The 25326-nt window shown below is 41.6% G+C and carries 28 protein-coding genes; 9 read left to right on the forward strand and 19 right to left on the reverse strand.

The window, feature by feature from the left end; genetic code table 11:
• Positions 1-148: 148 nt before the first annotated feature.
• Positions 149-1780 carry an endonuclease gene (locus tag AN391_RS17060; protein WP_055016515.1) on the forward strand — a complete coding sequence of 544 codons (1632 nt, stop codon included), beginning with the start codon at positions 149-151 and terminating at the stop codon, positions 1778-1780.
• A gap of 18 nt (positions 1781-1798) precedes the next feature.
• On the opposite strand, the gene AN391_RS17065 is transcribed toward AN391_RS17060, so the two are convergent.
• Entirely contained in the window at positions 1799-2395 is a 597-nt protein-coding gene (locus AN391_RS17065; RefSeq protein ID WP_055016516.1) for a hypothetical protein, read from the reverse strand.
• A gap of 113 nt (positions 2396-2508) precedes the next feature.
• Positions 2509-2982, reverse strand: a complete 474-nt coding sequence (locus AN391_RS17070) for a hypothetical protein (RefSeq protein WP_055016517.1) — start codon at positions 2980-2982, stop codon at positions 2509-2511.
• 181 nt (positions 2983-3163) lie between these two features.
• On the opposite strand from AN391_RS17070, the gene AN391_RS17075 reads away from it, so the two are divergent.
• Positions 3164-3709, forward strand: coding sequence for a helix-turn-helix domain-containing protein (locus AN391_RS17075; protein ID WP_055016518.1), 546 nt, complete (start codon positions 3164-3166; stop codon positions 3707-3709).
• 262 nt (positions 3710-3971) lie between these two features.
• Here AN391_RS17075 and rpsQ read toward each other — a convergent pair whose 3' ends face one another.
• From rpsQ to rpsJ, 11 genes are read right to left on the reverse strand one after another with little or no spacing between them, the layout of a single operon-like run.
• Positions 3972-4229, reverse strand: coding sequence for a 30S ribosomal protein S17 (gene rpsQ / locus AN391_RS17080; protein ID WP_004588693.1), 258 nt, complete (start codon positions 4227-4229; stop codon positions 3972-3974).
• Entirely contained in the window at positions 4229-4420 is a 192-nt protein-coding gene (gene rpmC / locus AN391_RS17085) for a 50S ribosomal protein L29 (RefSeq protein ID WP_004588692.1), read from the reverse strand. The genes rpsQ and rpmC overlap by 1 nt, the downstream gene beginning before the upstream one ends.
• On the reverse strand, positions 4420-4833 hold the full coding sequence (rplP, locus tag AN391_RS17090) for a 50S ribosomal protein L16 (RefSeq protein ID WP_002957890.1): 414 nt from the start codon (positions 4831-4833) through the stop codon (positions 4420-4422). The genes rpmC and rplP overlap by 1 nt, the downstream gene beginning before the upstream one ends.
• A 12-nt stretch (positions 4834-4845) precedes the next feature.
• On the reverse strand, positions 4846-5547 hold the full coding sequence (rpsC, locus tag AN391_RS17095) for a 30S ribosomal protein S3 (RefSeq protein ID WP_004588691.1): 702 nt from the start codon (positions 5545-5547) through the stop codon (positions 4846-4848).
• A gap of 11 nt (positions 5548-5558) precedes the next feature.
• Positions 5559-5891, reverse strand: coding sequence for a 50S ribosomal protein L22 (rplV, locus tag AN391_RS17100; RefSeq protein ID WP_055016519.1), 333 nt, complete (start codon positions 5889-5891; stop codon positions 5559-5561).
• 14 nt (positions 5892-5905) lie between these two features.
• Positions 5906-6184 carry a 30S ribosomal protein S19 gene (gene rpsS / locus AN391_RS17105; protein WP_010376377.1) on the reverse strand — a complete coding sequence of 93 codons (279 nt, stop codon included), beginning with the start codon at positions 6182-6184 and terminating at the stop codon, positions 5906-5908.
• A gap of 16 nt (positions 6185-6200) precedes the next feature.
• Positions 6201-7025 (reverse strand): 50S ribosomal protein L2, encoded by an 825-nt coding sequence (gene rplB / locus AN391_RS17110; protein WP_055016520.1) that lies wholly within the window; start codon positions 7023-7025, stop codon positions 6201-6203.
• Positions 7026-7042: 17 nt separating this feature from the next.
• A complete protein-coding gene (gene rplW, locus AN391_RS17115) occupies positions 7043-7345 on the reverse strand; it encodes a 50S ribosomal protein L23 (protein WP_004588687.1) in 303 nt (100 codons plus the stop codon).
• On the reverse strand, positions 7342-7947 hold the full coding sequence (rplD, locus tag AN391_RS17120) for a 50S ribosomal protein L4 (RefSeq protein WP_004588686.1): 606 nt from the start codon (positions 7945-7947) through the stop codon (positions 7342-7344). The genes rplW and rplD overlap by 4 nt, the downstream gene beginning before the upstream one ends.
• 17 nt (positions 7948-7964) lie before the next feature.
• Positions 7965-8600, reverse strand: coding sequence for a 50S ribosomal protein L3 (rplC, locus tag AN391_RS17125; RefSeq protein WP_004588685.1), 636 nt, complete (start codon positions 8598-8600; stop codon positions 7965-7967).
• A gap of 27 nt (positions 8601-8627) precedes the next feature.
• Positions 8628-8939 (reverse strand): 30S ribosomal protein S10, encoded by a 312-nt coding sequence (rpsJ, locus tag AN391_RS17130; protein WP_002957900.1) that lies wholly within the window; start codon positions 8937-8939, stop codon positions 8628-8630.
• A 413-nt stretch (positions 8940-9352) separates the two neighbouring features.
• On the opposite strand from rpsJ, the gene plsB reads away from it, so the two are divergent.
• Positions 9353-11791, forward strand: coding sequence for a glycerol-3-phosphate 1-O-acyltransferase PlsB (gene plsB, locus AN391_RS17135; RefSeq protein ID WP_055016521.1), 2439 nt, complete (start codon positions 9353-9355; stop codon positions 11789-11791).
• Between the two features lie 130 nt (positions 11792-11921).
• Here the strand turns inward: plsB and tesB are convergent, their stop codons facing one another.
• Positions 11922-12779, reverse strand: a complete 858-nt coding sequence (tesB, locus tag AN391_RS17140) for an acyl-CoA thioesterase II (protein WP_055016522.1) — start codon at positions 12777-12779, stop codon at positions 11922-11924.
• Between the two features lie 79 nt (positions 12780-12858).
• Between tesB and AN391_RS17145 the strand changes: the two genes are divergently transcribed.
• Positions 12859-13317 carry an EVE domain-containing protein gene (locus AN391_RS17145; RefSeq protein ID WP_055016523.1) on the forward strand — a complete coding sequence of 153 codons (459 nt, stop codon included), beginning with the start codon at positions 12859-12861 and terminating at the stop codon, positions 13315-13317.
• A gap of 101 nt (positions 13318-13418) precedes the next feature.
• On the forward strand, positions 13419-14450 hold the full coding sequence (locus AN391_RS17150) for a hypothetical protein (RefSeq protein WP_055016524.1): 1032 nt from the start codon (positions 13419-13421) through the stop codon (positions 14448-14450).
• Between the two features lie 2 nt (positions 14451-14452).
• Here the strand turns inward: AN391_RS17150 and AN391_RS17155 are convergent, their stop codons facing one another.
• On the reverse strand, positions 14453-14659 hold the full coding sequence (locus tag AN391_RS17155) for a PLDc N-terminal domain-containing protein (RefSeq protein WP_055016525.1): 207 nt from the start codon (positions 14657-14659) through the stop codon (positions 14453-14455).
• 19 nt (positions 14660-14678) lie between these two features.
• A complete protein-coding gene (locus AN391_RS17160; RefSeq protein ID WP_055016533.1) occupies positions 14679-15746 on the reverse strand; it encodes a potassium channel family protein in 1068 nt (355 codons plus the stop codon).
• A gap of 226 nt (positions 15747-15972) precedes the next feature.
• Between AN391_RS17160 and AN391_RS17165 the strand changes: the two genes are divergently transcribed.
• Positions 15973-17283, forward strand: coding sequence for a short-chain fatty acid transporter (locus AN391_RS17165; RefSeq protein ID WP_055016526.1), 1311 nt, complete (start codon positions 15973-15975; stop codon positions 17281-17283).
• Positions 17284-17327: 44 nt separating this feature from the next.
• Here the strand turns inward: AN391_RS17165 and AN391_RS17170 are convergent, their stop codons facing one another.
• Positions 17328-18344 (reverse strand): metalloprotease, encoded by a 1017-nt coding sequence (locus AN391_RS17170; protein WP_055016527.1) that lies wholly within the window; start codon positions 18342-18344, stop codon positions 17328-17330.
• Positions 18345-18526: 182 nt separating this feature from the next.
• On the opposite strand from AN391_RS17170, the gene AN391_RS17175 reads away from it, so the two are divergent.
• Positions 18527-19744: an EAL domain-containing protein gene (locus AN391_RS17175; RefSeq protein ID WP_055016528.1), complete on the forward strand. Its 1218-nt coding sequence runs from the start codon at positions 18527-18529 to the stop codon at positions 19742-19744.
• A gap of 17 nt (positions 19745-19761) precedes the next feature.
• Here the strand turns inward: AN391_RS17175 and AN391_RS17180 are convergent, their stop codons facing one another.
• Positions 19762-20838: a CNNM domain-containing protein gene (locus AN391_RS17180; protein WP_055016529.1), complete on the reverse strand. Its 1077-nt coding sequence runs from the start codon at positions 20836-20838 to the stop codon at positions 19762-19764.
• 84 nt (positions 20839-20922) lie between these two features.
• On the opposite strand from AN391_RS17180, the gene AN391_RS17185 reads away from it, so the two are divergent.
• Together AN391_RS17185 and AN391_RS17190 are read left to right on the forward strand one after the other, a co-directional pair.
• A complete protein-coding gene (locus AN391_RS17185) occupies positions 20923-23418 on the forward strand; it encodes a S9 family peptidase (RefSeq protein ID WP_055016530.1) in 2496 nt (831 codons plus the stop codon).
• A gap of 175 nt (positions 23419-23593) precedes the next feature.
• The gene (locus AN391_RS17190; protein ID WP_055016531.1) at positions 23594-24298 is read left to right on the forward strand and encodes a response regulator transcription factor; all 705 of its coding nucleotides are present in this window, start codon (positions 23594-23596) and stop codon (positions 24296-24298) included.
• Between the two features lie 77 nt (positions 24299-24375).
• Here the strand turns inward: AN391_RS17190 and AN391_RS17195 are convergent.
• On the reverse strand, positions 24376-25326 hold a 951-nt coding region (locus tag AN391_RS17195; protein ID WP_235576498.1), incomplete at its 5' end, for a YifB family Mg chelatase-like AAA ATPase.

Here is a 25326-nt window from a genome sequence, read left to right on the forward strand (position 1 = left end):
ATTCCATTTAGTTATTAATTTATATTAAGACCTTCAAAAACAGCTTAAAGGCTTATTATTGCTATTTTATTAATTTTTCATTTAACAATTTTGTAACCTAACGCAGATAGTGTATGTTATTTACTCAACTATAAAAATAGGAACAATCATGTCACACGGGACATACAAAAATAAATTACTTAGCACGGCATTACTCATTGCCGCCACCCCAGCAATGGCCAATATCACAAATGGCGGCTTTGAGCAGTGGACAGGGAATACCCCTGACGCATGGACTACCATTGATAGCGGCATTAATGTATCGCGCTCGACCAATATCATAAATAACGCAAACAGCGCAGCAGCTGTTAACGTAACCACCGGCTCGCAAAGCAATACCGACTTATTACAACAAGTCAGTGTGGAAGCTGGCAAAACATATGATTTCTCCGTGGATGTATATCACACTGAAGGAAATATAAGAGCTCGCCTTTATGTAGATGGCTACCAAGGGTACTCTAACCAAGCACAAACTAACCAATGGCAAACTATTAGCCACAGCTATACGCCAAGCAGTAACAAAACCATTAATGTGGGTTTACGTTTTTACGATATGAGCGGCTTTGACGGCAATGAAACCGTTTATGTAGATAACTTTTTGCCTAATACAGACGGTGGCGCTTCAGGCAGCTGTAACGACCATAGCCTTACCTTAACACTTAATACCGATAACTACGGCAGCGAAACCAGCTGGGTGATTAATAACAGCCAAGGTAGCGGTATCGCAAACGGCAGTGGCTACGCCTCAAATACGCAATACAATGAGCAAGTTTGTTTAACTGATGGTACTTACTCTTTAGTTATGAGCGACAGTTATGGCGACGGTATGTGCTGTAATGTTGGTAACGGTAGCTATAGCCTAACTTATGGCTCTACAGAGCTTGCAAGCGGTGCAAGCTTTAGCAGCACTGATAGCACCACGTTTGAGCTAGGCAGTGGCTCTGGCGGTGATACTGGTGGCGGCACTAACCCAACACCCACAGGTTACTACGTAACAACTCAGGGTTTATCGGGCTATGCATTAAAAACTGAGCTTTATAACATTATCAAAAATCACAGCTCGCAAGGTTACTCAGCTATTTGGAATTTTTACGACTCCTCAGCACGCGATAAATACTTTGAAAACGATAACAGTATTTTAGATATGTATAGTGAAAAGCCAAATGGTAGCGACAGCTATACCTATACCGCGGTGAGCGATCAGTGTGGTACGTATAACAGTGAAGCCGATTGCTATAACCGTGAGCATTCATTCCCTAAAAGCTGGTTTGGTGGCACTGTTGAACCAATGAATTCAGACGTGCACCACATCTACGCTACCGATGGGTATGTTAATTCAAAACGCAGTAACTTCCCGTTTGGTGAAGTAGCAAGCGCAACGTTCACATCAACAAATGGCAGTAAATTAGGCAGTGCCACTAGTTCATTAAATTACACAGGAACGGTTTTTGAACCCATTGATGAATTTAAAGGCGACTTTGCACGCGCATACTTTTACATGGCAACTCGCTATGAGAACGTAATTGGCTCGTGGCAAAACAACACAACAGCCAGTAATGCAGTCCTTAACGGTACTAGTAATCAAGTATTCGAGAGTTGGGTGGTAGCTATGCTACTAAACTGGCATAACGCCGACCCTGTTAGCCAAATGGAGCTTGACCGAAACCAAGCAGCTTTTGAGTTTCAGGGGAATCGCAACCCATATATCGATCACCCTGAATTTGTTGAGATGATTTGGTAATAACTTTTAGCCCCAGCATTAACTGGGGCTTTTTAATACCTGAACTTTTTGCTCAGCAATAAGTGACTCCACATACCGCTTTTCTAAATCCCACGGATGACGCTTCCAGCCCTTAAAACCAAAGCCGATAATATACACCTGTGCTTGCTGCTTTAAAAAGTACTCTATGGCTAACATTCCTGAACTGGGTGTTTTAGCTCTAAAAGCAGGTTTACCAAACGTATATAAGTGTTTTAATAATGCTGTTTTATCGTGCTGGGCGATGCGACTCACGTTGGCGTGCGGGCTATATTTACGTATTATTTCATCACCATGGTCAATACAGCCCCTGCGGTTAATTAGCTTATAAAAAGGTTGGATAAATAAGCTAGGTTTTGGGTCGGTGATCATGACATTTTTCAGCTGCGTTATATCTATACCTGGAAACGCTGCGCAAAGCATTGCGCCTTGCTTACCTCTTCCTACTAGCCATAAATCAGTACATTTTTGGCCTAAGTTTGCAGGCATATTTGCACACATATTAAAGCGCACCACTCTATCAAAGCTGCTTAAGGCTTTACTTACATCCTTTTCGACGGGGCCATTACCTATAATCAACACTGTTTGCTTAGTCATTTTACACTCCTTGTACCTTTAATAGCGCATACTAACGTGCCCGCTATTCTTTACCAGCAAACTTATATTAAACTTTTTTTCAGCCACTCGCCTGTGCGGTAAATTAGCAGGCACTACTTTTGATTTAAGGCCTGCTCTGCACGCGCTATTGATTCGTAGCGCTTGCCTGTAATTTTTATCAGCCATACTTTATCTGTAAAGGTGCGGCTTAAATACACTGTTTGCCCATTTGGGATTTGCGGCATAAAAGAAGAAATAGATTCCCACTTGCCACCAACCTGCTCTTTTAACTTCAAGCTGGCGTTAAAGTGCGTTCCCTCTGCGTTTGGCTTTACTTCAAGTGCCGTCATTTGAGTATCATCACCAATTTCTATCATTGCACTTTTATTTAATAGCGTGAGTAGCTGAGGCTGATGCGTGGGGCTTAGGTTTTTTAAAGCCTGTTCTATTTTACTATCTACCGTAATCTCATTCTGTAATTTATAAATACTGGCTTTAATTGCAAAAACAGGCTCTGCGTAACTAGAGTTTGTAAAAAACAGTGAACTGATAAGCACTAAAATAGCACTAGTGAATTTATTAGACATATTATATCTCCTTATTAAAATCGAATTGAGCATACCTTATATTTTGTTAAAGTGAACATAAGCTATTAATATTCATAATATTCTTTATATTAATAAGCATGAATATGCGCTTTTAGGCTATTTATAAATACAAATTTTAGCGATAATAAAACGCTTAACTAATCAAATAAGAGCAAAGGGTATGCAAGCATTAGGAATGGAGTTGAAGCGCCTTAGAGCAAATAAAAAGTGGACGCAAGCTTTTGCAGCGCGTGAAATTGGAATTCAACAGTCGTACCTTTCAAAGCTTGAAAATGGACAGTTTATCCCTTCAGCTGAGGTGATTGAAAAGCTTAAACTTTGCTATGGCCAAACCTGTTTTGACAAATGCCTACCTATAAATTCAACTAAACATACGCCCTCAAACATCACTTTAATTATGAGCCTGACTTTATTTATGTGCGGGCTGATAGCGTGGTTATGTGCAGCATATGAAATTTTTTATCCACAAACCTACTTCACCTATCAAGCAAAGCTAGATGACTTTTTAGCATTTAATATCACTCAGCAATACCAAGGCGAGCGCTTTATAGAGGGAGATGTGACCTATCAAATTGTAGGAGAAAGGCAGGTTAGTCGTATCGAGAACCGCTTCATAGTAGTAGGCTCTGCCGTGGGCATAGTAATATCTTTTGTTATAGCCCTGCTTTCACAAAGACACAGGTTTATTAATTTAAAACCCCGATAGTGCGTTGTAAGCAATTTTAACGTCAGCAGTGACTGTTCCTCCCTCAATTTAGCTTACTATTAATGCAGGTTGGTATTTAGACTATTGCGTATTAATGGCTCTTTTATTCTAGGAAATGCCCTAGGCTCAAGCCAAACTGCGGTGCTCATATTCACTTTGAGCTGCTTACAGCTAAAAACTTACCGCTTATCTCTTCTTTCTTTACACACAAAAAGCCCCGGCTAATGCCAGGGCTTTTTACAAAACTTACTTAATTTAAAAATTAAGCTTGTTTTGGACTAGAAACAACGTCTACTAAAGTCCAAGATTTATTCTTAGAAATTGGCGCGCATTCACGGATAGTAACTACGTCACCCGCTTTTGCTGTGTTGTTTTCGTCATGTACGTGTAGCTTAGTAGTACGTTTGATGAATTTCCCATAGATTGGGTGCTTCACGTAACGTGCGATAGCAACAGTGAAAGATTTTTCCATCTTGTCGCTTACTACACGGCCTTGAAGAGTACGAATTTTATCGCTCATTATTGACCTGCCTTCTGGTTAATAATTGTTTTTACACGCGCGATATCGCGACGTACTGTTCTTAGCGTGTGTGTCTGAGCTAACTGACCAGTGCTTGCTTGCATGCGCAGGTTGAACTGCTCACGAAGAAGTCCTAGAAGTTCAGCATTTAGCTCTTCTACGCTTTTGTCTTTTAGTTCGCTTGCTTTCATCACATTACCGTCCGAGTTACGAAAGTTGTTTTGAATGGCAGTTTACGAGCTGCAAGGTCAAATGCTTCACGAGCAAGCTCTTCAGAAACACCTTCCATTTCGTAAAGTACTTTACCAGGCTGAATTTCAGCAACCCAATATTCAACAGAACCTTTACCTTTACCCATACGAACTTCAAGAGGCTTTTCTGTGATCGGCTTGTCAGGGAAGACACGGATCCAGATTTTACCTTGACGTTTCACGTGACGCGTCATAGCACGACGAGCTGCTTCGATTTGACGAGCAGTCATGCGGCCACGACCAGTAGCTTTCAAACCGAAAGTACCGAAGCTTACTTTGTTACCGTTTTGCGCTAAACCGCGGTTGCGGCCTTTGTGCATTTTACGGAATTTTGTACGTTTTGGCTGTAACATTACTCGCTACCTCTACTTAGCACTTTTTTTGGCTTTCTTTGGTGCGCGTTTAGCTGGCTTCTCTTGCTCTTGTACTAGTGGTAAACCACCAATAACTTCGCCTTTGAAGATCCAAACTTTAACACCAATGATACCATAAGTGGTTAAGGCTTCAGAAGTTGCGTAGTCGATATCAGCACGAAGAGTATGTAGAGGTACACGACCTTCACGATACCATTCTGAACGTGCGATTTCTGCGCCGCCAAGACGACCGCTAACTTCAACTTTGATCCCTTTAGAACCGATGCGCATTGCATTTTGTACCGAACGCTTCATAGCGCGACGGAACATAACACGACGCTCTAGCTGAGAGGCAATGCCGTCTGCAACTAATTGTGCATCTAATTCTGGTTTACGTACTTCAGAAATATTAATCTGAGCAGGTACACCAGCAATCTTAGTTACCGCTTGACGTAATTTTTCTACGTCTTCGCCTTTTTTACCGATAACAACACCCGGACGAGCCGTATGAATTGTTACACGGATAGATTTAGCTGGACGCTCAATAACGATTTTAGACACAGAAGCCGCTTTTAATTCCTTAGTAAGGAAAGTACGTACTTTGTGATCGCCAAAAAGCTGATCAGAGAAATCTTTAGAACTCGCGTACCAGGTAGAAACCCAAGGTTTAGATATACCTAGGCGAATACCAGTAGGATGAACTTTTTGTCCCATTACTTATACTCCTAGCTATCTGAAACCACAACAGTGATGTGGCTTGTACGCTTAAGGATGCGGTCTGCGCGTCCTTTAGCACGTGGCATAATACGTTTCATTGTAGGACCATCGTCCACAAAAATCGTAGCTACACGAAGCTCATCAATGTCAGCACCTTCGTTATGCTCTGCGTTAGCAATAGCAGACTCAAGTACTTTTTTAACTAATACAGCCGCTTTCTTAGGGCTGTACGCCAGGATTTCTAGAGCGCGATCGACAGGTAATCCGCGGATCTGATCTGCAACTAGACGTGCTTTTTGCGCCGAACCAGAGGCGAATTTATGTTTAGCTAATGCTTGCATTTATCATTCCCCTCTTAACGTTTCTTCGCTTTCTTATCCGCAGCATGGCCGCGGTAAGTGCGAGTTGGTGCAAATTCACCCAGTTTGTGACCGATCATTTCGTCTGTGATAAACACAGGAACGTGCTGACGACCATTATGGACAGCGATGGTCAATCCGATCATGTTAGGTATGATCATTGAACGACGGCTCCAAGTTTTAATTGGCTTCTTGTCACCGCTTTCCAACGCTTTCTCTACCTTCTTCAGCAAGTGTAGGTCTATAAATGGACCCTTCTTGAGAGAACGTGGCATGGCTATTCCTCAACTATTATTTAGTACGACGACGTACGATGAATTTATCAGTACGCTTGTTCTTACGTGTCTTAGCACCTTTAGTCGGCTTACCCCATGGAGACACAGGATGACGACCACCAGATGTACGACCTTCACCACCACCGTGTGGGTGATCTACCGGGTTCATGGCAACACCACGAACTGTCGGACGGATACCACGCCAGCGATTTGCACCTGCTTTACCAAGTGAACGAAGCATATGCTCAGCATTGCCTACTTCACCAAGTGTTGCACGACAATCAGATTGTACTTTACGAACTTCGCCAGAACGAAGACGTAATGTTACGTATTGACCATCACGCGCAAGGATTTGAACGTATGCACCAGCAGAACGTGCAATTTGAGCACCTTTACCTGGTTTTAATTCTACGTTGTGAACAGTCGAACCTACAGGCATATTACGCATAGGTAATGCATTACCAGTCTTAATTGGTGCATCAACACCAGACTGGATTACATCGCCAGCTTTTAAGCCTTTTGGTGCGATAATGTAACGACGCTCACCGTCTGCATATAATACAAGAGCGATGTTTGCGCTACGATTTGGATCATATTCTAAACGCTCAACAGTAGCAGGAATGCCATCTTTAGTACGTTTAAAATCGATTACACGGTAATGATGCTTATGACCACCACCAATGTGACGAACCGTAATACGACCGTTGTTATTACGACCACCTGATTTAGAGTTTTTCTCTAAAAGTGGAGCGTAAGGTTTACCCTTATGTAAATCTGGGTTAACCACTTTAACTAGGTGACGACGACCCGCAGAAGTTGGTTTACACTTTTGAAGTGCCATAATTCTAACTCCCCTTATTACTCGGCGCCGCCGACAAAGTCTAGCTCGCTACCTTCTTTAAGAGTAACGTAAGCTTTCTTCCAGTCGCTACGACGACCGAAACGCATGCCAGTACGTTTTGTTTTACCCTTAACGTTAAGTGTGCGAACACCCGTTACTTCTACTTCAAAAAGCTTCTCAACTGCCGCTTTAATTTCAGCTTTAGTTGCATCATTTGTTACTTTGAAAACAATCGTGTTGTTTTCTTCAGCAGCAATTGTGCTTTTTTCAGAGATATGTGGAGCAAGGATCACTTTTAAAAGACGTTCTTCACGGATCATGCTAGCGCCTCCTCAAGTTGCTTAACAGCAGCAGCTGTAATAAGTACCTTGTCGAAAGCAATTAAGCTTACAGGATCGATACCAGCTACATCACGCGTGTCAACCTTGTACAGGTTACGTGCCGATAAGAAAAGATTTTCATCTACTTCTTCAGTCACGATAAGAACATCTTTAAGCTCAAGTTCTTTAAGCTTAGAAACTAGTTCTTTAGTTTTTGGTGCTTCTAAACCAAAGCTTTCAACAACGATTAAACGCTCTTGACGAACTAATTCAGATAAGATGCTTTTGATCGCACCGCGGTACATTTTACGGTTTACTTTTTGGCTGTGGTCTTGTGGTTTAGCTGCGAAGCTAACGCCACCTGAACGCCAAATTGGGCTACGGATTGTACCAGCACGTGCACGGCCAGTACCTTTTTGAGCCCATGGTTTTTTACCACCACCGCTTACTTCAGAACGTGTCTTCTGAGCACGAGTACCTTGACGAGCACCTGCTGCGTATGCAACAACTACTTGGTGTACTAATGCTTCGTTAAACTCACGTCCAAAAGTAGCTTCAGAAACTTCAAGAGCGCCAGAAGCGTCTTTAATTGCTAATTCCATCACTAAATCTCCAGGACTTATGCTTTAACAGCTGGTTTAACGATAACGTCACCGCCGATAGCGCCAGGTACTGCACCTTTAACTAAAAGCAAGTTACGCTCAGCGTCAACGCGAACTAGTTCTAAGTTTTGAGTCGTTACACGCTCAGCACCCATATGACCGGCCATTTTCTTACCTTTAAACACCTTACCAGGTGATTGGTTTTGACCGATTGAACCAGGAGCACGGTGAGATAGAGAGTTACCATGTGTAGCGTCTTGCATGCTGAAATTCCAGCGCTTAACACCACCTTGGAAACCTTTACCTTTAGAAGTACCGGTTACGTCAACTTTGTTGATTTCGTTGAATAATTCAACAGTAAGCTCAGCGCCTACTTCAAAATCGCCTTCACCACCATTTAGGCGGAATTCCCACAGACCGCGACCCGCTTCAACACCAGCTTTAGCGAAATGACCCGCTGCTGCTTTGTTTACACGGCTTGCTTTTTTAGTGCCTGCGGTTACTTGAAGCGCGTTATAACCGTCTGTTGCGTCAGATTTGATCTGAGCAATGCGGTTAGGAGTCGCTTCGATAACTGTCACAGGGATAGATACACCATCTTCAGTGAAGATACGTGTCATACCCACTTTACGACCGACTAGACCTAATGCCATTTTCCTATAACCTCTCTAATCTTTCGATTAACCCAGGCTGATTTGAACATCAACACCAGCAGCAAGATCTAAACGCATTAATGCGTCAACAGTCTTGTCAGTTGGTTCTACGATGTCGATCAGACGTTTATGGGTGCGGATCTCGTACTGATCACGCGCATCTTTGTTTACGTGCGGTGAAGTTAGTACAGTAAAACGTTCAAAGCGTGTAGGTAGTGGGATTGGACCACGTACTTGTGCGCCTGTGCGTTTCGCAGTTTCCACGATTTCCGCCGTTGATTGGTCAATCAAACGGTGGTCAAAAGCTTTTAGGCGAATACGAATGCGTTGATTTGACATTCTTAAACCTCAATATAAAGAGCATTTAAAGAGCATAAAAAAACGACCGAAACAATCTTAATAATTAAGATGCCGGTTGTTAATTTATATCTACGATGAGTTCCAAATCGGAACTCCTGTTTATTAGCTTGAAATCCAAGCTTAATTTATCCCTTCAAGTTCCAGAGGAATCTTGAAAGCCTGCGTATTATAGTGATATTGGTGATAAATGCAACAACTAATTGCAATTTAATTACGGGGGCAAAGCTGTGCAAATAACCGCCGCCAGTTATTTATAGCTATAATTGAACTGCTCAGCACCGAATCAGTCCTAAGCTTATAATTTAACCGATTACGCAAATTACAGGATTTTATAGATATTATGGTATCCTATGCGCTAATTTTGCTTTTAATACTCTCAATATGGTGAGTCGATGCGTTTATTAAATTATTGTTTGAATTTTCTTACTAGCTGCGTAAGCCGTGTTTTGGTAAAAAGTAAGGTCCTTCCCCAAAGCCCAATAGAACAATATGACCTAAATCCGGAGCATCCTACTTTTTATATAGTTCGGTTAAATTCGCGCTTCGATTTAGCTGCCCTTACTAATGTATGTAAAAAGCATGGCTTGCCTAACCCATGCGACTATCAGACTCTAGGAAACCAAGAGCTTGAACGTTTTATAGGTATTAAAAACCCACCACCGTTATTTGGCGATACCGCTAAGCCGACTGCGGCCCTCTCTCAGGGTAAACAAATAATTGAACATTTACTAAATAGCGGTCAAAAGAATGTACAGGTGGTGCCAGTCACTATTTTATGGGGACGCGACCCAGGTAAAGAAAAGCCGGGAATTCGTACCTTAATTACCCACTCGCTTACGCCTAGCTGGTTTAGAAAGTTTTTTGTTGTGTTGTTTTCTGGGCGCGATAATTTTATTCGCTTTAGCCAACCGCTCGATTTATCACTTATTGTGAATGAAAAAGCCGATGTTAACGAGCTACCACAAAAACTATTGCGTGTTGCTCGTGTGCACTTTAAGCGTCAAAAACTGGCCGCTACCGGCCCTAAAATGCCCTCGCGTGAGCAATTATTTAACTCACTTTTAGCTTCACCTACTATAAAAAAAGCGATTCAAGATGAAGCAAAGTCAAAAGGGATAAGTCAAGCAGAAGCACGCCAAAACGCATTAAAGCTACTAGATGAAATAGCGGCTAATTATTCTGAGGCGATGATACGTGTAGGCGACAGAATTTTAACCTGGCTATGGACTAAGCTCTACAACGGTATAGATATAAAGTACACCGAGCAAATCCATGAGCTTACCAATAAAGGTCACGAGATAATCTATATGCCGTGCCATCGTAGCCACATGGATTATTTGTTACTTACCTATGCTATATACCATCAAGGTTTGGTGCCGCCGCATATTGCCGCGGGTATTAATCTTAACTTTTTCCCTGCCGGCGGTATTTTTCGTCGTTCAGGGGCATTTTTTATTCGCCGCTCGTTTGCCGGTAATAAACTTTACTCTGCCGTATTTAAAGAATATTTAAGCCAGCTATTTATTAAAGGCTACTCAGTTAAGTTTTACACTGAGGGTGGGCGCAGCCGCACTGGCCGATTACTACCGCCAAAAACCGGTATGCTTGCGATGACGTTGCAAGCCATGCTACGCGGCATAGATCGCCCTGTATCTATTGTGCCGGTATACATTGGCTACGAACATGTAATGGAAATTAATACTTATTTAAAAGAGCTTGCCGGTAAAGATAAAAAAGGCGAGTCAGTTTTTGGTATTTTTAAAGCCATTAAAAACCTTAAAAACTATGGCCGTGGTTACCTAAACTTTGGCGACCCTATTTCTATCAACCAATACTTAAACGATAACCAACCTGATTGGCGCGATGCTGTACACTCAACTGATGTACAAAAGCCACAATGGCTAGGTCCGCAAGTGGCGGCGCTTGCCGACCAAGTAATGGTAAAAATTAATAATGCTGCAGCCCTTAATGCCGTGAATTTACTGGCTATGATTTTGCTAGTTAATGACAAGCACGCACTAAGTAAACCTAAGCTATTAGCACAGCTTGATTTTTACCTGCGCTTACAACGCGATGCAAGCTATAGTAATAAAGTAACTGCACCCGATGAAACACCAGAGCAGCTATTAACACACGCTATTAAGCTTAATAAGTTTGATGTTATTAGCGATGAATTTGGTGAAATTATTGCAATTAACGATAAAGAAAAAACTTTATTTAACTATTACCGTAATAATATTTTGCACTTATTTGCCGTGCCAAGCCTGATTGCTTTGCACTTATTTAAGCAACACAGTAGTACGGTTGAGCAATGCCAAAAGTTAGTGTCGGCTTTTTACCCTCTGTTTGCCAAAGAGTGGTATTTACAGCCACTAGAGGAAAACTACATAAGCCGTATTTTGGCTAACTTTAGCGATCAAAACTTAATTGAGCTCGATGGCGATAGCATTCATGTTACTAACACGAATGATTCGTTAGCTAAACTTGAAATGCTAGGAAGGTCGCTTAGCTTTACATTGCAACGCTACGCTATTGTTGTGGGCTTTATTCAAACCAGTAACGGTATTGAAAAGGCTGAGCTTGAGCGAGAAAGCCAAGTGCTGGCAAACCGTTTGGGCACCTTGCATGGGATAAAAACACCAGAGTTTTTTGATAAAAAAGTGCTGGTAAGTTTTATAGACAATTTACGCGGTGAGCTGTTAATTACCGATGGTGAGAATGGTATTCACGGCAGCACACAGCTGTGCGAAATATACATGTACTTAAAAACCTTACTACCGGCTCGTATATGGCAGTCGGTTAGCGACATAGTGCAAGATCAATGTAACTAACGCTAAACATATTAACTAAATACCATTAAAAAGCCTCAATATTCATAATATTGAGGCTTTTTTGTAAGTTTCGTTGTTTAACCTAAGCGCTCACAACGCACTATAAATAATAGTAAATAGCGTTATTAACTTAGCGCTGGCGCATCACCCCTTCTTGAATAGTTGATGCGACTAAATTACCTTGGCGGTCAAAAAACTGCCCTCTCACTAAGCCTCGCCCAGAGCTAGCGCTTGGGCTGTCTATGGTGTATAAAATCCAATCGTCCATCCTAAATGGGCGGTGGAACCACATCGCATGGTCAATCGTTGCCACTTGCATATTTGGCTGCATAAACGATACGCCATGCGGCTGTAATGCAGTAGGTAAAAACTCAAAGTCAGAGGCATACGCTAATAAGTAATTATGAATACGTTGGTCATCTGGCATATCGCCATTGGCTTTAATCCAAATATGTTTTACTGGTTCAATAACCTCAGGTTTAAACGGATTATGAAAAGTCACCGGGCGCATTTCAATGGGCATTTCCCGTATAAATTTATTACGAATAGCCTCGGGTATGTGATGGGCGTTTTCTTGGTAAAACTCAAGCGATGAGCGCAGTTCTTCAGGGGGCGGTACATTAGGCATAGTTGCTTGATGCGATAAGCCGTCTTCTTCCCCTTGAAACGATGCGGTCATATAAAAAATCGGTTTACCATATTGAATGGCGCTCACACGTCGAGTACTAAAACTTTTACCATCGCGTATAGTTTCTACATCATAAACAATCGGCTTTGCCGCATCGCCAGGGCGTAAAAAGTAAGAGTGTAATGAATGAACAACGCGTCCTTTTGGTAGTGTTTCTTTTGCTGCAGATAATGCCTGCCCCATAACTTGACCACCAAATACCGCTCTAAACCCTAAATCCTGGCTTTGACCGCGATATAAACCCTGTTCAATTTCTTCAAGTGACAATAACGACAATAAATCATCTAATACTTGGCTCATTTGCTGTTCTCTCAATCCCCAGATAAGTTAATGATACTATACAATACATGTATGTAAATCTAACTAAATGAGTAAGGCTATGAATTATTGGCTATTTAAAACTGAGCCCGACGCTTTTTCGATTGATGATTTAAAAAAAGCGCCACTGCAAACCACCTTGTGGGAAGGTGTGCGTAATTACCAAGCACGTAACTTTATGCGCGATGATATAAAACTAGGAGACTTAGTATTCATTTATCACTCTAGTTGTAAACACGTAGGCGTTGTGGGTATAGCAACCGTTACTAAAGAATCTTATCCTGATCCAACCCAGTTTGATTTAAATAGCGATTATTACGATGCGAAAGCAACGCCCGACAACCCTCGCTGGTTTGTTGTTGAGGTAACCTATAAATGCCATTTAAATAAACGGGTGAGTTTAAAAGACATTAAAACTAACGAGGCAATTAACGAACTAGCCCTTAAAAAGGCAGGCCGACTATCAGTTATGCCAGTCACACAAAACGATTGGGAGCAAATAATAGCTATGAGCAATTAGCCATAATAATATCCGAACGTTTAAGAGGGGAGTTTTGACTATGTTTGACCTCATTTATCCGTGTTTGATACGATCCCCCGCGAGTTATAATTGGGGGATTAATGAAACTACTGTATTGGTTAGATGAATGGTTAACGCTTTGCCGTGATGAACAACAAACTAGGCTGCCCATGTCTGGCAGTGACCTACTCGGCGATGTGTACGTAAAATACGAATTTGTTGATTTAAGTAAGCCCCTGCTTTTTACTTTCTCACCCGCGGGCACCAACCTCCAAGAACACGATCTAACCGATGACTTTGCCCCTTGGGGCTATCACTTAGCGCAAAAACAAAATGTTAATATTATTGCGTTTCAGCATTTAGGCAAAAGTAATTGGTTTAGAAGCCGTAATTTAATTTTCTTTTTAGAGCAGTTATCGACACTACTTAGCCCATTCAAGTGCCGATTAGGCTATGGCCTTAGCCGCGGTGGTTTTGCTGTGGGTGCATTTGCTAAATTATTAAAGCTTGATCAAGTACTATTTTTTCACCCAGTTAGCACCAAAAACACTGAAATAGTGCCGTGGGATAACCGCTCAAGCACTGAGCTTGCGCAGCAGTTTGATTGGCAAAGTGAATATAACGATGTTGATTTAGGCCATGCTAAGGGTTACATAATTTATGACCCCACCAATAAAATAGACCGCTTACATGCAAAACGATACCCTCAACTTACTCATTTACGTGTATTTGGTATGGGGCACGGCACTCATGCCAGCTACCTCACTAAGTTTGGCTTTTACAAACAAGTAGCCGTTGATTTTATTCGCCACCAGCAAATTGATATAGCGCAGTTTCGTTTGCAAACTAAAACCTTGCGACTAAAGGAGGAGTATTACCAAAGCCTAAATAAAGCAAACGCGAGCTCGCCTCACCGCTTGGCGTTATTAAGTACGGCACATCAAATTTTAGCAGATGAAAAAGAAGAGCATGTGCAAGAGCATCAGGCCAAAATAGATATTCAGCCGCTTATTGATGTCGCACTTAAACATCAAGATGAACACCCAAATGATGCTATTCAGTTATTAGAAGTTGCTCAACAAATTGTGCCGGATGACCCGCTGGTTGAGCACAAACTCAAGCAGCTAGAATAGGTCTACGATGGTTTATTCTTCTTTCTTTTTTTATGCCCCTGCTTGGGCACAATAGTAAAATACATAAAAAGCCCCAACCACGAAAAAATAATTACGCCTAATAACCAGCCATTTTTTTCGTGGCCTTGGGTGCGCTTACTATTAACCACAATTACCACGGGTAAAATATAAGCACTTAAAATAATTATTAAAAATACTACTTCATTCATTATTTAATCTAGGCCTTGGTTATTTTGCCAAGCTTTGCCAATCAACTTCATTTGTTAGCACACGCTCAAGAGCAATATAATGAAGTATATCGCCTGCATTTACTTTGTAGTCAAGCGGTGGGTTTAAATCCATATTTTGCGCGCTTAAATTGTGCGCTACCCCTAACAAAATCGCATTATAGTCATGCTTAAAATGGTGAAACAAAGTACCAAACTCCATTTCATCACACCCACTAGGAATAGCTAAACTAAACTGCGTGTCGCCATGTAACGTAGATAATAGCTCTTCTTGTACACGGCTAGAACCAGGGTCTTGCATTGAGCGCACTAAAATCTCAGCCGACTTAGCACTGCTACATTCCACATTTTGGCAGTGCTCTAGTAGCATCTCGACCTTAGTTTCATCTAAGAAATGCGCACTAATGTGACATTCACTTTTGACTAAGCGGCTAATACGCAATGCTGTTGTAAATGTTTGGTTGTCATCTTGCCCATCAATAATAATTTTGTCGGCACGATTTATAGCAACACGTTCAAGTTCTTCTAAATCGGTAAAACTGGTAAGGCGGGCAAAGTCGACATTTTCGTTGGTTAAAAATGGGTGCTCCATTTGCTCAGTTACCGCCAATAAAATACGGCGATCAGTACGTTTAGTATCGGCAAGAATATAATCAATCATTTTTTTTGTTCGGGTATCGTGCCAGCCAAAAATAATAATATGGTTGTTACTGTGAGCAAAGTTTTTATCACCAGTCATAGCGCGCCTAATTAAGTAAGTCACTGTTTGCCCTGTTTTTCCTAACAGAACGCCAAATAAAGCTAATCCAAACGGAATTTGTATTAATGCCACCACCCAACGACCTAGCTCGCTAGTTGGACTAAAATCGCCGTAACCCACAGTTGAAGTAGTGACTGTATAGTAGTAAAAATAGGTGCTAAACGAAGTAAGCGCTTGCTCATTTGCAATAAGCAGTAGCCCCCAAGTCACTAACATATGAGCAAGTATCGCGAGCATCACCGCTTGCCAACTCAGCTGATCGATATGAGCACGAAGAAGTAGCGTTAGCCTCTTAAATATTCCCAGCATAATACAAATTTTTGTTAGTAAATTATCTATAAACAGTACGTTACTGTAAGCCATGCATTTAAGCAACGTTTAAGCTTTTAAGTAAAGATCTGTAAACCGCTGTAGATTACAGCTTTCCCACCCTAGAAAATAAGCAGATCCTACAAATATAAGACTAAATGTGGGTTTGCTAATACCTTTATAGCATGATTAATTATAAGAGGACGAAAAAACACACAGACACATTATGCTTAATAAAATTGCCACACCGTTTACCAAATTAGTAGAGCGCTACTTACCCGACCCTTTTATATTTGTAATATTGCTAAGCATTATTACCTTGCTAGGGGCATGCCTACTTACTCCCGCCACCAGTATTGAAGTTATCAACGCATGGGGTAATGGTTTTTGGAACCTACTAAGCTTTGCCATGCAAATGCTATTAGTGCTAATCACAGGCTATATGCTGGCAAGTACATCGCCTGTAAGTAAACTATTAGAAAAACTAGCTACACTTGCCAATACTCCGCCAAAAGCAATAATTTTAGTCACGCTTATTTCGTTATTAGCAAGTTGGTTAAATTGGGGGTTTGGCTTAGTGATTGGCGCTTTATTTGCTAAAGCCATTGCTAAGCAAACCAAAGTTGATTACAGGCTGTTAGTCGCCAGTGCCTATTCGGGCTTCGTAGTATGGCATGGCGGTTTAGCCGGCTCTATACCGCTCACTATAGCCACGCAAGGCCACTTTTCACAAAGTAGCATTGGTATAATTGGTACTGAACAAACCCTGTTTGCTGGTTTTAACATAGCCATACTCATTGGCTTATTTATCATTATGCCGCTGGTTAACCGCTACATGCTACCCAGTGATAAAAACAGCGTGTATGTAGACCCTGCGCTAATAAAGGAGATCCCCGCTAATAATGAAAATGTAACCCGCCCTGCTCAACATTTAGAACACAGTAAACTGCTAGGCATCGCCATTGGCTTGCTCGGCCTGTGTTATTTGGCGTATTACTTTGTAATTGCAGGCGGTAGCCTAAACCTTAATAGCGTTATTGCGATGTTTTTGTTTTTAGCCATTACATTACACCAAACACCCCATAACTTACTTAATAGCTTACAACAAGCAATTCCTAGCGGCGCAGGTATTGTTATTCAATTTCCGTTTTATGCAGGTATTATGGCCGTTATGGTCGACAGCGGTTTAGCCCAGCAAATATCGCGTGGTTTTATTGCCGTAGCAGATGCCGATAGCTTGCCATTTTTTAGCTTTATAAGTGCAGGCCTGGTAAATATGTTTGTACCTTCTGGCGGCGGCCAATGGGCAGTACAAGCGCCAATTGTTATACCCGCAGCGCAAGAGCTGGGCGCCGATATATCACGCGTTGCTATGGCAGTTGCCTGGGGTGATGCGTGGACTAATCTAATTCAACCCTTTTGGGCGCTACCTGTACTGGCAATAGCAGGCTTAAAAGCAAAAGATATTATGGGGTTTTGTGTAGTGCAGCTATTTGTTACAGGGGTGTTTGTATCACTCGTGTTGAGCTTTTACTAAACCCTCATTACGCGCAGTATTTAGGGATACTGCGCGTATAACTATTAACTCGATAAAATAGTCATCGGCAGGCTAAGTATTGGATTCTCTGAATCGGCAAAGTGCATCATTACTGCCACATGGCCTGCAACTACAATAGCGTACATAGCAGCTGAAAAACCTTGGCCGTATTTATCAAGCGGCAATAAATGCGAGTAATGTCGGCCTCGCCATTCAAATACAATTTCTAGTGCGCCCACAAACAAAAAGAATACCAGTAACATCAAACCAAATGTGTAGCTCAGCCATAAGCCAAATAACACACCGAGTAAGCACACACTCAAACCGACCCAAGAGCGCATTGAAAAGCTGATACTTTTTAGTACATGGCCGCCATCAAGCGGTAAAATGGGTAATAGATTAAATAAGTTAAGTAGTGCGCTTAATACCGCAACACCTGCAAATATCTCCATCTCGGTGGCGTAATAAAGCACTACACCTAGCACTGATGTAAACAAACCAAACGCAGGACCCATTAATGATATAACTACATCTTGCCAGCGTGTTGTTATTTTATCGTCGCTAACAGCCAACCCGCCTACAAAGGGAATAAGGTAAATACCCTTGGTTTTAATGCCAAAATATTTCATGGCCCTAACGTGCCCGTACTCATGTACCACTAAACAGGCAATTAGCATTAATGCAAATTCAATACTGAATAACCAGGCATAGCCGGCAACCGATGCACCGGCCAGTGCCACTTTAATTACTTTTGCACTTTTAAATAATTTAAAGCCCAGTGCCGCGAGCCCTAAAAAGCCTTTTTTGGGCTGGCTATTTACCGGCGCAGGTAAAGCAAGCTGTGTAGCAAACACACCATCTACAAATAACGAAAGTGATTGCTCCTGAATCTGCGAGCTATCTATACCTATTCTTTGGTTAGATAAAGCAAATTCAACATAATTATCCTTAGGGTTTTCAAATGCTATAGCTTGTTGATTATGGAATATTTGTACTATTTTTTGCCCAGATACCATAAGGGTTAATGGTTGCTCTGCAAGCATGAGGTCGATTTTTATCATGACTAAAACCAGTTAAAACAATAGCGCTAGTATACCGATGAATTAAAAAAACACGAATTGCTACAGACTATAAGCACAATAGCACTAGGAAGTTAAAAATTTATATAAAACTAAGCTGACAAAAGGCTGATCAGAAGCTACTTTTACAGTACTAATATATTAAGTCGTTACAAGGATAGAGCATGTCGATTTCGGTACCCAATATTTTAGTTGTGGATGACTCTAAGGCGATTTTAATTGTTATGGAGGCCATTTTAAATGAGCTAGGAGTCTCGAATAAAGTTACAAAATGCCTGAGTGCTCAGCAAGCGCTGACTCATGTAACTGACGATATAAACTTTTACGACATTGTATTTACAGACCTAAACATGCCCGAAATGGATGGTATGGAGTTTATAAGAAAACTAGGCGAGCTTAATTTTACAGGCGCAGTAGTTATAATTTCGGAAATGGATCACAAGGTTATTAATCTAGCTGCTAATTTAGCGCGTCATAGCAATATTCATTTAGTTGCAAATTTAGCTAAACCCGTGCAACTTAATCAAGTAAAAACTGTTTTACAAAAAGCAAAACACTTAGCCGTGCACAACGAACATTCCCATACTTCTATCTCAGAAAAAGCATTGCAAGAGGCAATCAAATCAAACGAAATAACCCCTTATTATCAGCCAAAAATAAATTCACAAACGAGCGAAATAGAAAGCATTGAAGTGTTAGCACGTATAGTTAAGACCCATACAGGCGAGATCATCGCGCCTAGCCGGTTTATTTCATTATCGGAGCAAACAGGGTTAATTAATCAAATTACTTTTAGCTTATTTGAACAAGCCACCAGCGATTTAAAAGCCATACGCACAAGTATTGCCGCGCACCTAAAACTGGCTTTTAACCTATCACCTACGCAATTAGATGATTTAAGCTGCCCTAATAAGTTGATGCTTATTTTGCAACTCAATGAGCTTTCACCTAGTGATATTATTTTAGAGATAACCGAGCAACACGCGCTGTCTAGCCTTTCTCAGCTAGAAACACTAAACAGATTAAGAATGCATGGCTTTGGCATATCATTGGATGACTTTGGTGTGGGTTTTACCAACATGAACCAGCTTAAACGCCTGCCTTTTACTGAAATAAAAATTGACCGTACACTTATTAGTAATATTGAAACAGATCAGTTCTCGCAAGTAGTGGTGAGCTCACTCGTTGATATTGCATGTCAAGAGCAACTAGCCCTGGTGGCTGAGGGGGTTGAGCGCGCAGAGGAGTCACTCTATTTAAAAAATTACCGTACTAATTTAGCCATGCAAGGATTTTTATTTACCTGCCCTAAAGCCAAAGACGAATTTATAGAGTGGGCAATAAATTGGGTAAATAGTACGGGGGGCACAATTAAACGCTAGCCTTCTCCCCGAGGTAACTAGTTTTTATCTCGGGGCGAATTATCATCTTCACTTACTATATGCTTACTGCTTGCTAAACGTTGGCGCCAGCGCTGCTTAGCAACCATACGCATATTGGTTGACTGGTCACGCTCATCAACAATTTCAAGCCCCATAAGCGCTTCTATCATATCCTCTAGGGTTACAATGCCTTGTACATCACCGTATTCATCAACAATTAAACATATGTGAGTGCGCTGCTTAAGCAAGGTTTGTAGTAACGACGACACATTATGCCCTTCGGGCACCATATGGATAGGCTTAACTAATTTACTAATTTTATAGTCGGTGCCTAAGCGATGATAAGCCAGCATAATATCGTTTTTATGCACAAAGCCGATAATGTCATCAGCGTCTTTATCAAACACCAACACCCGCGAAAACGATGACGAGCCGTGCTCGCTCATGTATTGATCGACTGTTAACCCTTTATGTACTTTATAAAGCACAGTACGCGGCGTCATTAAATCGCATAGTTTAGCATGCCTAAAATGCAGTAAATTACGGATAATTTCAGACTCATCTTCATGGATAGCCCCCGACTCAGTGCCTATATCTGCCATAGCTTCTATTTCTTGGCGAATATAAAAAGCCTCATCGTGCTTGGCACCCATTAAATTAGTGAGCTTTTGAGCAAACCATACAAATGGTTTTAGCGATATTACTAAAAAGCGTAAGGAGTAAGTCACGCTAGGGGTTAAGGCACGCCAATAATTGGCTCCTAAGGTTTTTGGAATGATCTCTGAAAGTACCAATACTAAAAGTGTCATTATGGCAGAAGCAATGCCGACCGCCGCATCTGAAAAAACCACAGCAGCTTGTGCGCCCACGCCTGCAGCACCGGCGGTATGAGCCACGGTGTTAAGCGTTAGTATTGCAGCAAGCGGTTGATCTACATTATTTTTTAGCTTTTCGAGTTGCTTAGCAAGTTCTGGTTGGTTTTTACGTAAAAGCGCCACGTAACTTGGCGAAATACTCAACAACACTGCTTCCATTACAGAACATAAAAAAGAAATGACAATGGCAGCAACCATGTACACAATCAGTAAAGTCACTTTTTCTCCGATGAGTTGAACATATGGGCATGGTAACAATACATGCTATATTTGGCCAAATAACTATCAATAATAGGCACAAATATGAGAATTAGCTCACCTTGGACCACAAAAAATAAATTACTAAAACAAGCAGCTACCTTTTTTGCTCTTGGCAGCTTCAGTTTGACAGCAATAGCAGCCCCGCTTGATAAATCAAATATCGAGTTTATTGGCCCTTTAGGCGAAAATATGCAAGTTAAGCCATTTCAAACACCACACGGCCAAGCCATTATTAATAACTTATTAGAGCAGCTGCAGCGTAATACGCAAAGCGTGTCTGTATTTGGTAAAAAGCATAGCTGGCAGCCGTTTAATAAAGTAAACGCACTGACTTTAGGTGGCCTACAAGCGCTTAAGTTCAATATTGAAACAAGGCGCTTTAGCCAAGGCACATTAACTATAAAAGGAGTAGAGAGCGCTCAGTTATTTATCGATGCTAAGCTTCAAAAAGGGGATAACCACACTTACTCTTTATCGTTAACGAATGGCTCTCATAGTGTGATTTTAGTGGCGCAACAAGTGGCTAACTGGAACAACGTTTCCCTCGATTTTGAACCCAACGCCGACACTGACAACATTACAATTAACACCTCTACAACTCAGCGACTTTCTGCCGTTCAGCTTTTTGATGCCCCCACGGTTAGTGGGCTTTCTTTAGCGCCCGATGCTAAACAATATGTTACCAGCACACGCAGCTATTCAAATAAAACAGCTAACCAGGCAAACGTGGTAACCGAGCTTAAAAATAGCCAAAATCAAACCTTGTATCGCTTTGAAGGCCAACAGCCAAGCAATATAGCGTGGAGTCCCGATAACAAATTTTTAGTTTATACGTTAGGGAATGAGCTAAAACAGCTAAACCGTAAAAACCTCAGTATTAAAACCTTAGCCGAAGGGCTAGAAGGCGCGAGTAACTTTAATTTTTATGATAACAGCAGCCTCATTTTCAGTTGGTCTAAATCACCCGAAGACAACAACAGCTTAACTAAGCATTACAAGGGGCTTCAAGATAGGTGGTCATACGCACGTAACGTAAGCCAACTTTATATGCTAGATACACACAGCGGCTTAATTAAAGCGCTTAGCCAAGGGCCAATTTCGCATAGCTTTGAAGATGCGCACACTAATCGTGGCAAGGTACTCATGAGCCGCCAAGTTATGGTTATGCAAGCCAGCACCCATCCAGAAACTGAACTGGTGGAGCTTGACTTACAATCGAACAAAATAACGTCTTTTGGTAAATTTAAAACCTTTAATCATGCAAAGTACGTCAACAAAGATGTTTACGTTGTTGCTGGCCCAGACTTTAAAAATGGCGCGGGCCGCGCCCTTCCAAAAGGGATGTTAGCTAATAATTACGACGGTCAGTTGTACTTACTTAGCGATAACGGTAAAAACGTAAAAGCGCTAAGTAAGCAGTTTGACCCCGCTATAGGTGAATTACATGTACTTGATAACGGCGATGCGCTTATAAAAGTAACCGAGCAAGATACTCAACCTTTGTATTTATTCGACTTAAGCAAACAGCGCTTTAAAAAGCTTAATACAGGTCTAGATATCGTCGAGCAGTTTAGCTATTCGCACGAGAGAAACCCGCAAGTACTACTAAGCGGTACCACAGCATCTACGCCGCAGCAGCTTAAGCGCTTAAATATTAGTAAAAACAAAACAGATCTTATTTGGGATTCTAAGCCGCTTGCTTACGCTAATACACAAATCCCAACCCTAGAAGAGTTTAATTTCACAAATAAAGACGGCGTAGAAATAACAGGGCGTGTATACCTACCTACTAACCTAGATAAAACTAAAAAACACCCTGCACTTGTATATTACTACGGCGGTACTTCACCTGTTACTCGTGGCTTTACAGGTCGATACCCGTTCAACTTATGGGCAGAAAATGGCTATGTTGTTTATGTATTACAGCCCACAGGAGCAACAGGGTTTGGACAAAAGTTCTCTGCACAGCACGTCAATGCCTGGGGCGATTATACCGCTAGCGATATAATACAAGGAACCCAAGCCTTTTTGAAAAAATACGATTTTGTTGATAGCAAAAAAGTGGGTAATTTAGGCGCCTCATACGGGGGGTTCATGACCATGCTACTTGCTACCAAAACAGACATGTTTAGTGCATCTATTGCGCACGCGGGCATATCAAACTTAACCTCATATTGGGGCGAAGGTTGGTGGGGGTATTTATACTCAGGCGAAGCCTCTAAAAATAGCTTTCCATGGAATAACGCTAAACTTTACAGCGAGCACAGCCCTGTATTTCATGCCGATAAAGTAACAACACCTTTGCTGCTTTTACATGGCGATAGCGATACCAATGTACCTATTGGCGAGAGTTTAACCATGTATACTGCCTTAAAGCTCTTAAATAAAGATGTAGATCTAATTGAATACAAAGGCGCCGACCATCAAATTTTTGCTCGTGATAAGCGCTTTGATTGGTGGAACACTATGCTTGCTTATTTTGATAAACATCTAAAAGGCGAACCACAGTGGTGGGATGCTATGTACTCAGGTAAGTAATACAGCGCTCAGCACATTTTACTAGGTGTGCTGAGCTTAACCCCATAAACAGGTGCTTTATGAGGCGCCTTTTATATTTGAAACATAAAGTTACCGAAAAGTTACAGCCCCCTCTTCTCAGCATTAAACGATTGGTGCTACCATACAGAGCTATAAATATACAAAAATAAGTCCTATGGCAATTAACGTTTTATTGGTTGAAGACGACGAGCTACTCGTTAAGCGCATCCAAAATCACTTTACAGACACCGAATTTTCGATAGAAATAGACTCCACAGGTGCTGATGCCCTAAACATAGTTAGGCAACGCGTAAACCTGCGCAGTGCTATTTCTCTTGCCATTATTGATATTGTATTACCCAAGCGTGATGGGTTGCAGCTTGCCAAAGAGCTCAACACTTTGACCGATATCGGCGTCATTGTTTTATCCAGCCGCGACTCACAAGCCGATCGTATTGCAGGGCTTGCCCAAGGCGCTGATGATTATATTTGCAAGCCTGTTGACTTATTAGAGCTTGAACTACGCATGCGTGCGCTTTATAAACGCATTGCAATTAATCAAGACGATGACGAAAGCGAAGAATTTATAGAATACGCCGACTTTAAACTTCACCCCGACAATCGAACATTAATTACCTCATCAGGCACTGAATCGCGCTTAACCGAAGCCGAACACAAAGTGCTAATTTGTTTAATTAGCAACGCAGGCAAAGCCACCTCGCGTGAGAAAATATCAGAAGAAATAGGTCAGCCCGATTGGAGCCCAAATGATCGCACTGTGGATGTTTTAATTGGCCGTTTGCGTAAAAAGCTCTACGATGAAAAAGACCAAAAACGCATTGTAACCGTGCGTGGCAAAGGCTATATGCTGTCAATTTAGCGCATTAAAGTTTTAACATAGTAAAAATACGCCGAGCTTAACACCTTACAATAATTAAGCCTTATTGCGGTTCGGTATTATTTAGTTAACTGCGCTAGCAACCGCTCGAAAGCGCGGTAATTTAGCGCCTCTTTTAGCTCTTCTAAACTAATGTGTTCTGCGCCTTTTAAATCACTAATCGTACGTGCCACTTTAATGACCCTATGATAAGAGCGCGGTGATAACGACAGTTTTTCGCTGGCTCGTGCTAAAAACTGCAACTCAGCAGGCGCAAGCTCACAATGTATATTCATTTCTTTGTTATTTAAACGCGCGTTAACCTTACCTTGGCGCTTTAACTGTATATGGTATGCAGCTTCAACCCTCTGCCTAACTTGAGCACTGCTTTCCTCGGGCTGAGTACTTTGCAGCTCAACACTGGTTAAACGGGGTAGCTCAATTTGCAAATCGATGCGGTCGATAAATGGGCCTGAGACGCGAGATAAATAACGCATAACTTGGTCAGGTGTTGCTCGCTTATCATTATGGCACCCCGTTGGGCTAGGGTTAAGTGCAGCTATTAGCTGAAACTGCGCCGGAAACTCCATTTGCCTTGCAGCACGGGAGATAACCACAGAGCCGGTTTCCATAGGCTCACGCAGAGAATCAAGCACCTTACGTTCAAATTCTGGAAGCTCGTCTAAAAACAACACCCCGTTATGCGCAAGTGAAATTTCACCCGGCTTAGGGTTTGAAGAGCCACCGACTAAAGCAACTGCTGAGCAAGTGTGGTGGGGGTTTCGAAACGGCCGCTGGCGCCAATTATTTAAATCGATAGATTGACCAATAATAGAGTAAAGTGCAGCGGTTGATATCGCCTCATCGTCAGACATAGTTGGCATTATGGTTGCCATTCGCTGAGCAAGCATTGATTTACCCGTTCCAGGTGGCCCTAAAAAAAGTTTATAATACCCTAGTGGACCCCATATATTTTTCACTACATTTATATAGAGTTTTACATAAGAGTTATGAACAAGGCATACAGTTAC

Source organism: Pseudoalteromonas sp. P1-13-1a (genome assembly GCF_001401875.1).
GTDB lineage: Bacteria > Pseudomonadota > Gammaproteobacteria > Enterobacterales > Alteromonadaceae > Pseudoalteromonas.

Excerpts from the sequence above, each read along its gene's own strand:
- rpsJ (WP_002957900.1), bottom strand. The coding sequence starts at position 8,939 with ATGTCAAATCAACGCATTCGTATTCGCCTAAAAGCTTTTGACCACCGT.
- rplC (WP_004588685.1), bottom strand. The coding sequence starts at position 8,600 with ATGGCATTAGGTCTAGTCGGTCGTAAAGTGGGTATGACACGTATCTTC.
- AN391_RS17070 (WP_055016517.1), bottom strand. The coding sequence starts at position 2,982 with ATGTCTAATAAATTCACTAGTGCTATTTTAGTGCTTATCAGTTCACTG.
- AN391_RS17165 (WP_055016526.1), top strand. The coding sequence starts at position 15,973 with ATGCTTAATAAAATTGCCACACCGTTTACCAAATTAGTAGAGCGCTAC.
- AN391_RS17155 (WP_055016525.1), bottom strand. The coding sequence starts at position 14,659 with ATGAATGAAGTAGTATTTTTAATAATTATTTTAAGTGCTTATATTTTA.
- AN391_RS17185 (WP_055016530.1), top strand. The coding sequence starts at position 20,923 with ATGAGAATTAGCTCACCTTGGACCACAAAAAATAAATTACTAAAACAA.
- AN391_RS17190 (WP_055016531.1), top strand. The coding sequence starts at position 23,594 with ATGGCAATTAACGTTTTATTGGTTGAAGACGACGAGCTACTCGTTAAG.
- AN391_RS17145 (WP_055016523.1), top strand. The coding sequence starts at position 12,859 with ATGAATTATTGGCTATTTAAAACTGAGCCCGACGCTTTTTCGATTGAT.
- AN391_RS17075 (WP_055016518.1), top strand. The coding sequence starts at position 3,164 with ATGCAAGCATTAGGAATGGAGTTGAAGCGCCTTAGAGCAAATAAAAAG.
- rplB (WP_055016520.1), bottom strand. The coding sequence starts at position 7,025 with ATGGCACTTCAAAAGTGTAAACCAACTTCTGCGGGTCGTCGTCACCTA.
- rplW (WP_004588687.1), bottom strand. The coding sequence starts at position 7,345 with ATGATCCGTGAAGAACGTCTTTTAAAAGTGATCCTTGCTCCACATATC.
- rpmC (WP_004588692.1), bottom strand. The coding sequence starts at position 4,420 with ATGAAAGCAAGCGAACTAAAAGACAAAAGCGTAGAAGAGCTAAATGCT.
- plsB (WP_055016521.1), top strand. The coding sequence starts at position 9,353 with ATGCGTTTATTAAATTATTGTTTGAATTTTCTTACTAGCTGCGTAAGC.
- rplP (WP_002957890.1), bottom strand. The coding sequence starts at position 4,833 with ATGTTACAGCCAAAACGTACAAAATTCCGTAAAATGCACAAAGGCCGC.
- rplD (WP_004588686.1), bottom strand. The coding sequence starts at position 7,947 with ATGGAATTAGCAATTAAAGACGCTTCTGGCGCTCTTGAAGTTTCTGAA.
- AN391_RS17170 (WP_055016527.1), bottom strand. The coding sequence starts at position 18,344 with ATGATAAAAATCGACCTCATGCTTGCAGAGCAACCATTAACCCTTATG.
- rpsC (WP_004588691.1), bottom strand. The coding sequence starts at position 5,547 with ATGGGACAAAAAGTTCATCCTACTGGTATTCGCCTAGGTATATCTAAA.
- tesB (WP_055016522.1), bottom strand. The coding sequence starts at position 12,779 with ATGAGCCAAGTATTAGATGATTTATTGTCGTTATTGTCACTTGAAGAA.
- rpsQ (WP_004588693.1), bottom strand. The coding sequence starts at position 4,229 with ATGAGCGATAAAATTCGTACTCTTCAAGGCCGTGTAGTAAGCGACAAG.
- AN391_RS17060 (WP_055016515.1), top strand. The coding sequence starts at position 149 with ATGTCACACGGGACATACAAAAATAAATTACTTAGCACGGCATTACTC.
- rpsS (WP_010376377.1), bottom strand. The coding sequence starts at position 6,184 with ATGCCACGTTCTCTCAAGAAGGGTCCATTTATAGACCTACACTTGCTG.
- AN391_RS17150 (WP_055016524.1), top strand. The coding sequence starts at position 13,419 with ATGAAACTACTGTATTGGTTAGATGAATGGTTAACGCTTTGCCGTGAT.
- rplV (WP_055016519.1), bottom strand. The coding sequence starts at position 5,891 with ATGCAAGCATTAGCTAAACATAAATTCGCCTCTGGTTCGGCGCAAAAA.
- AN391_RS17065 (WP_055016516.1), bottom strand. The coding sequence starts at position 2,395 with ATGACTAAGCAAACAGTGTTGATTATAGGTAATGGCCCCGTCGAAAAG.
- AN391_RS17160 (WP_055016533.1), bottom strand. The coding sequence starts at position 15,746 with ATGCTGGGAATATTTAAGAGGCTAACGCTACTTCTTCGTGCTCATATC.
- AN391_RS17175 (WP_055016528.1), top strand. The coding sequence starts at position 18,527 with ATGTCGATTTCGGTACCCAATATTTTAGTTGTGGATGACTCTAAGGCG.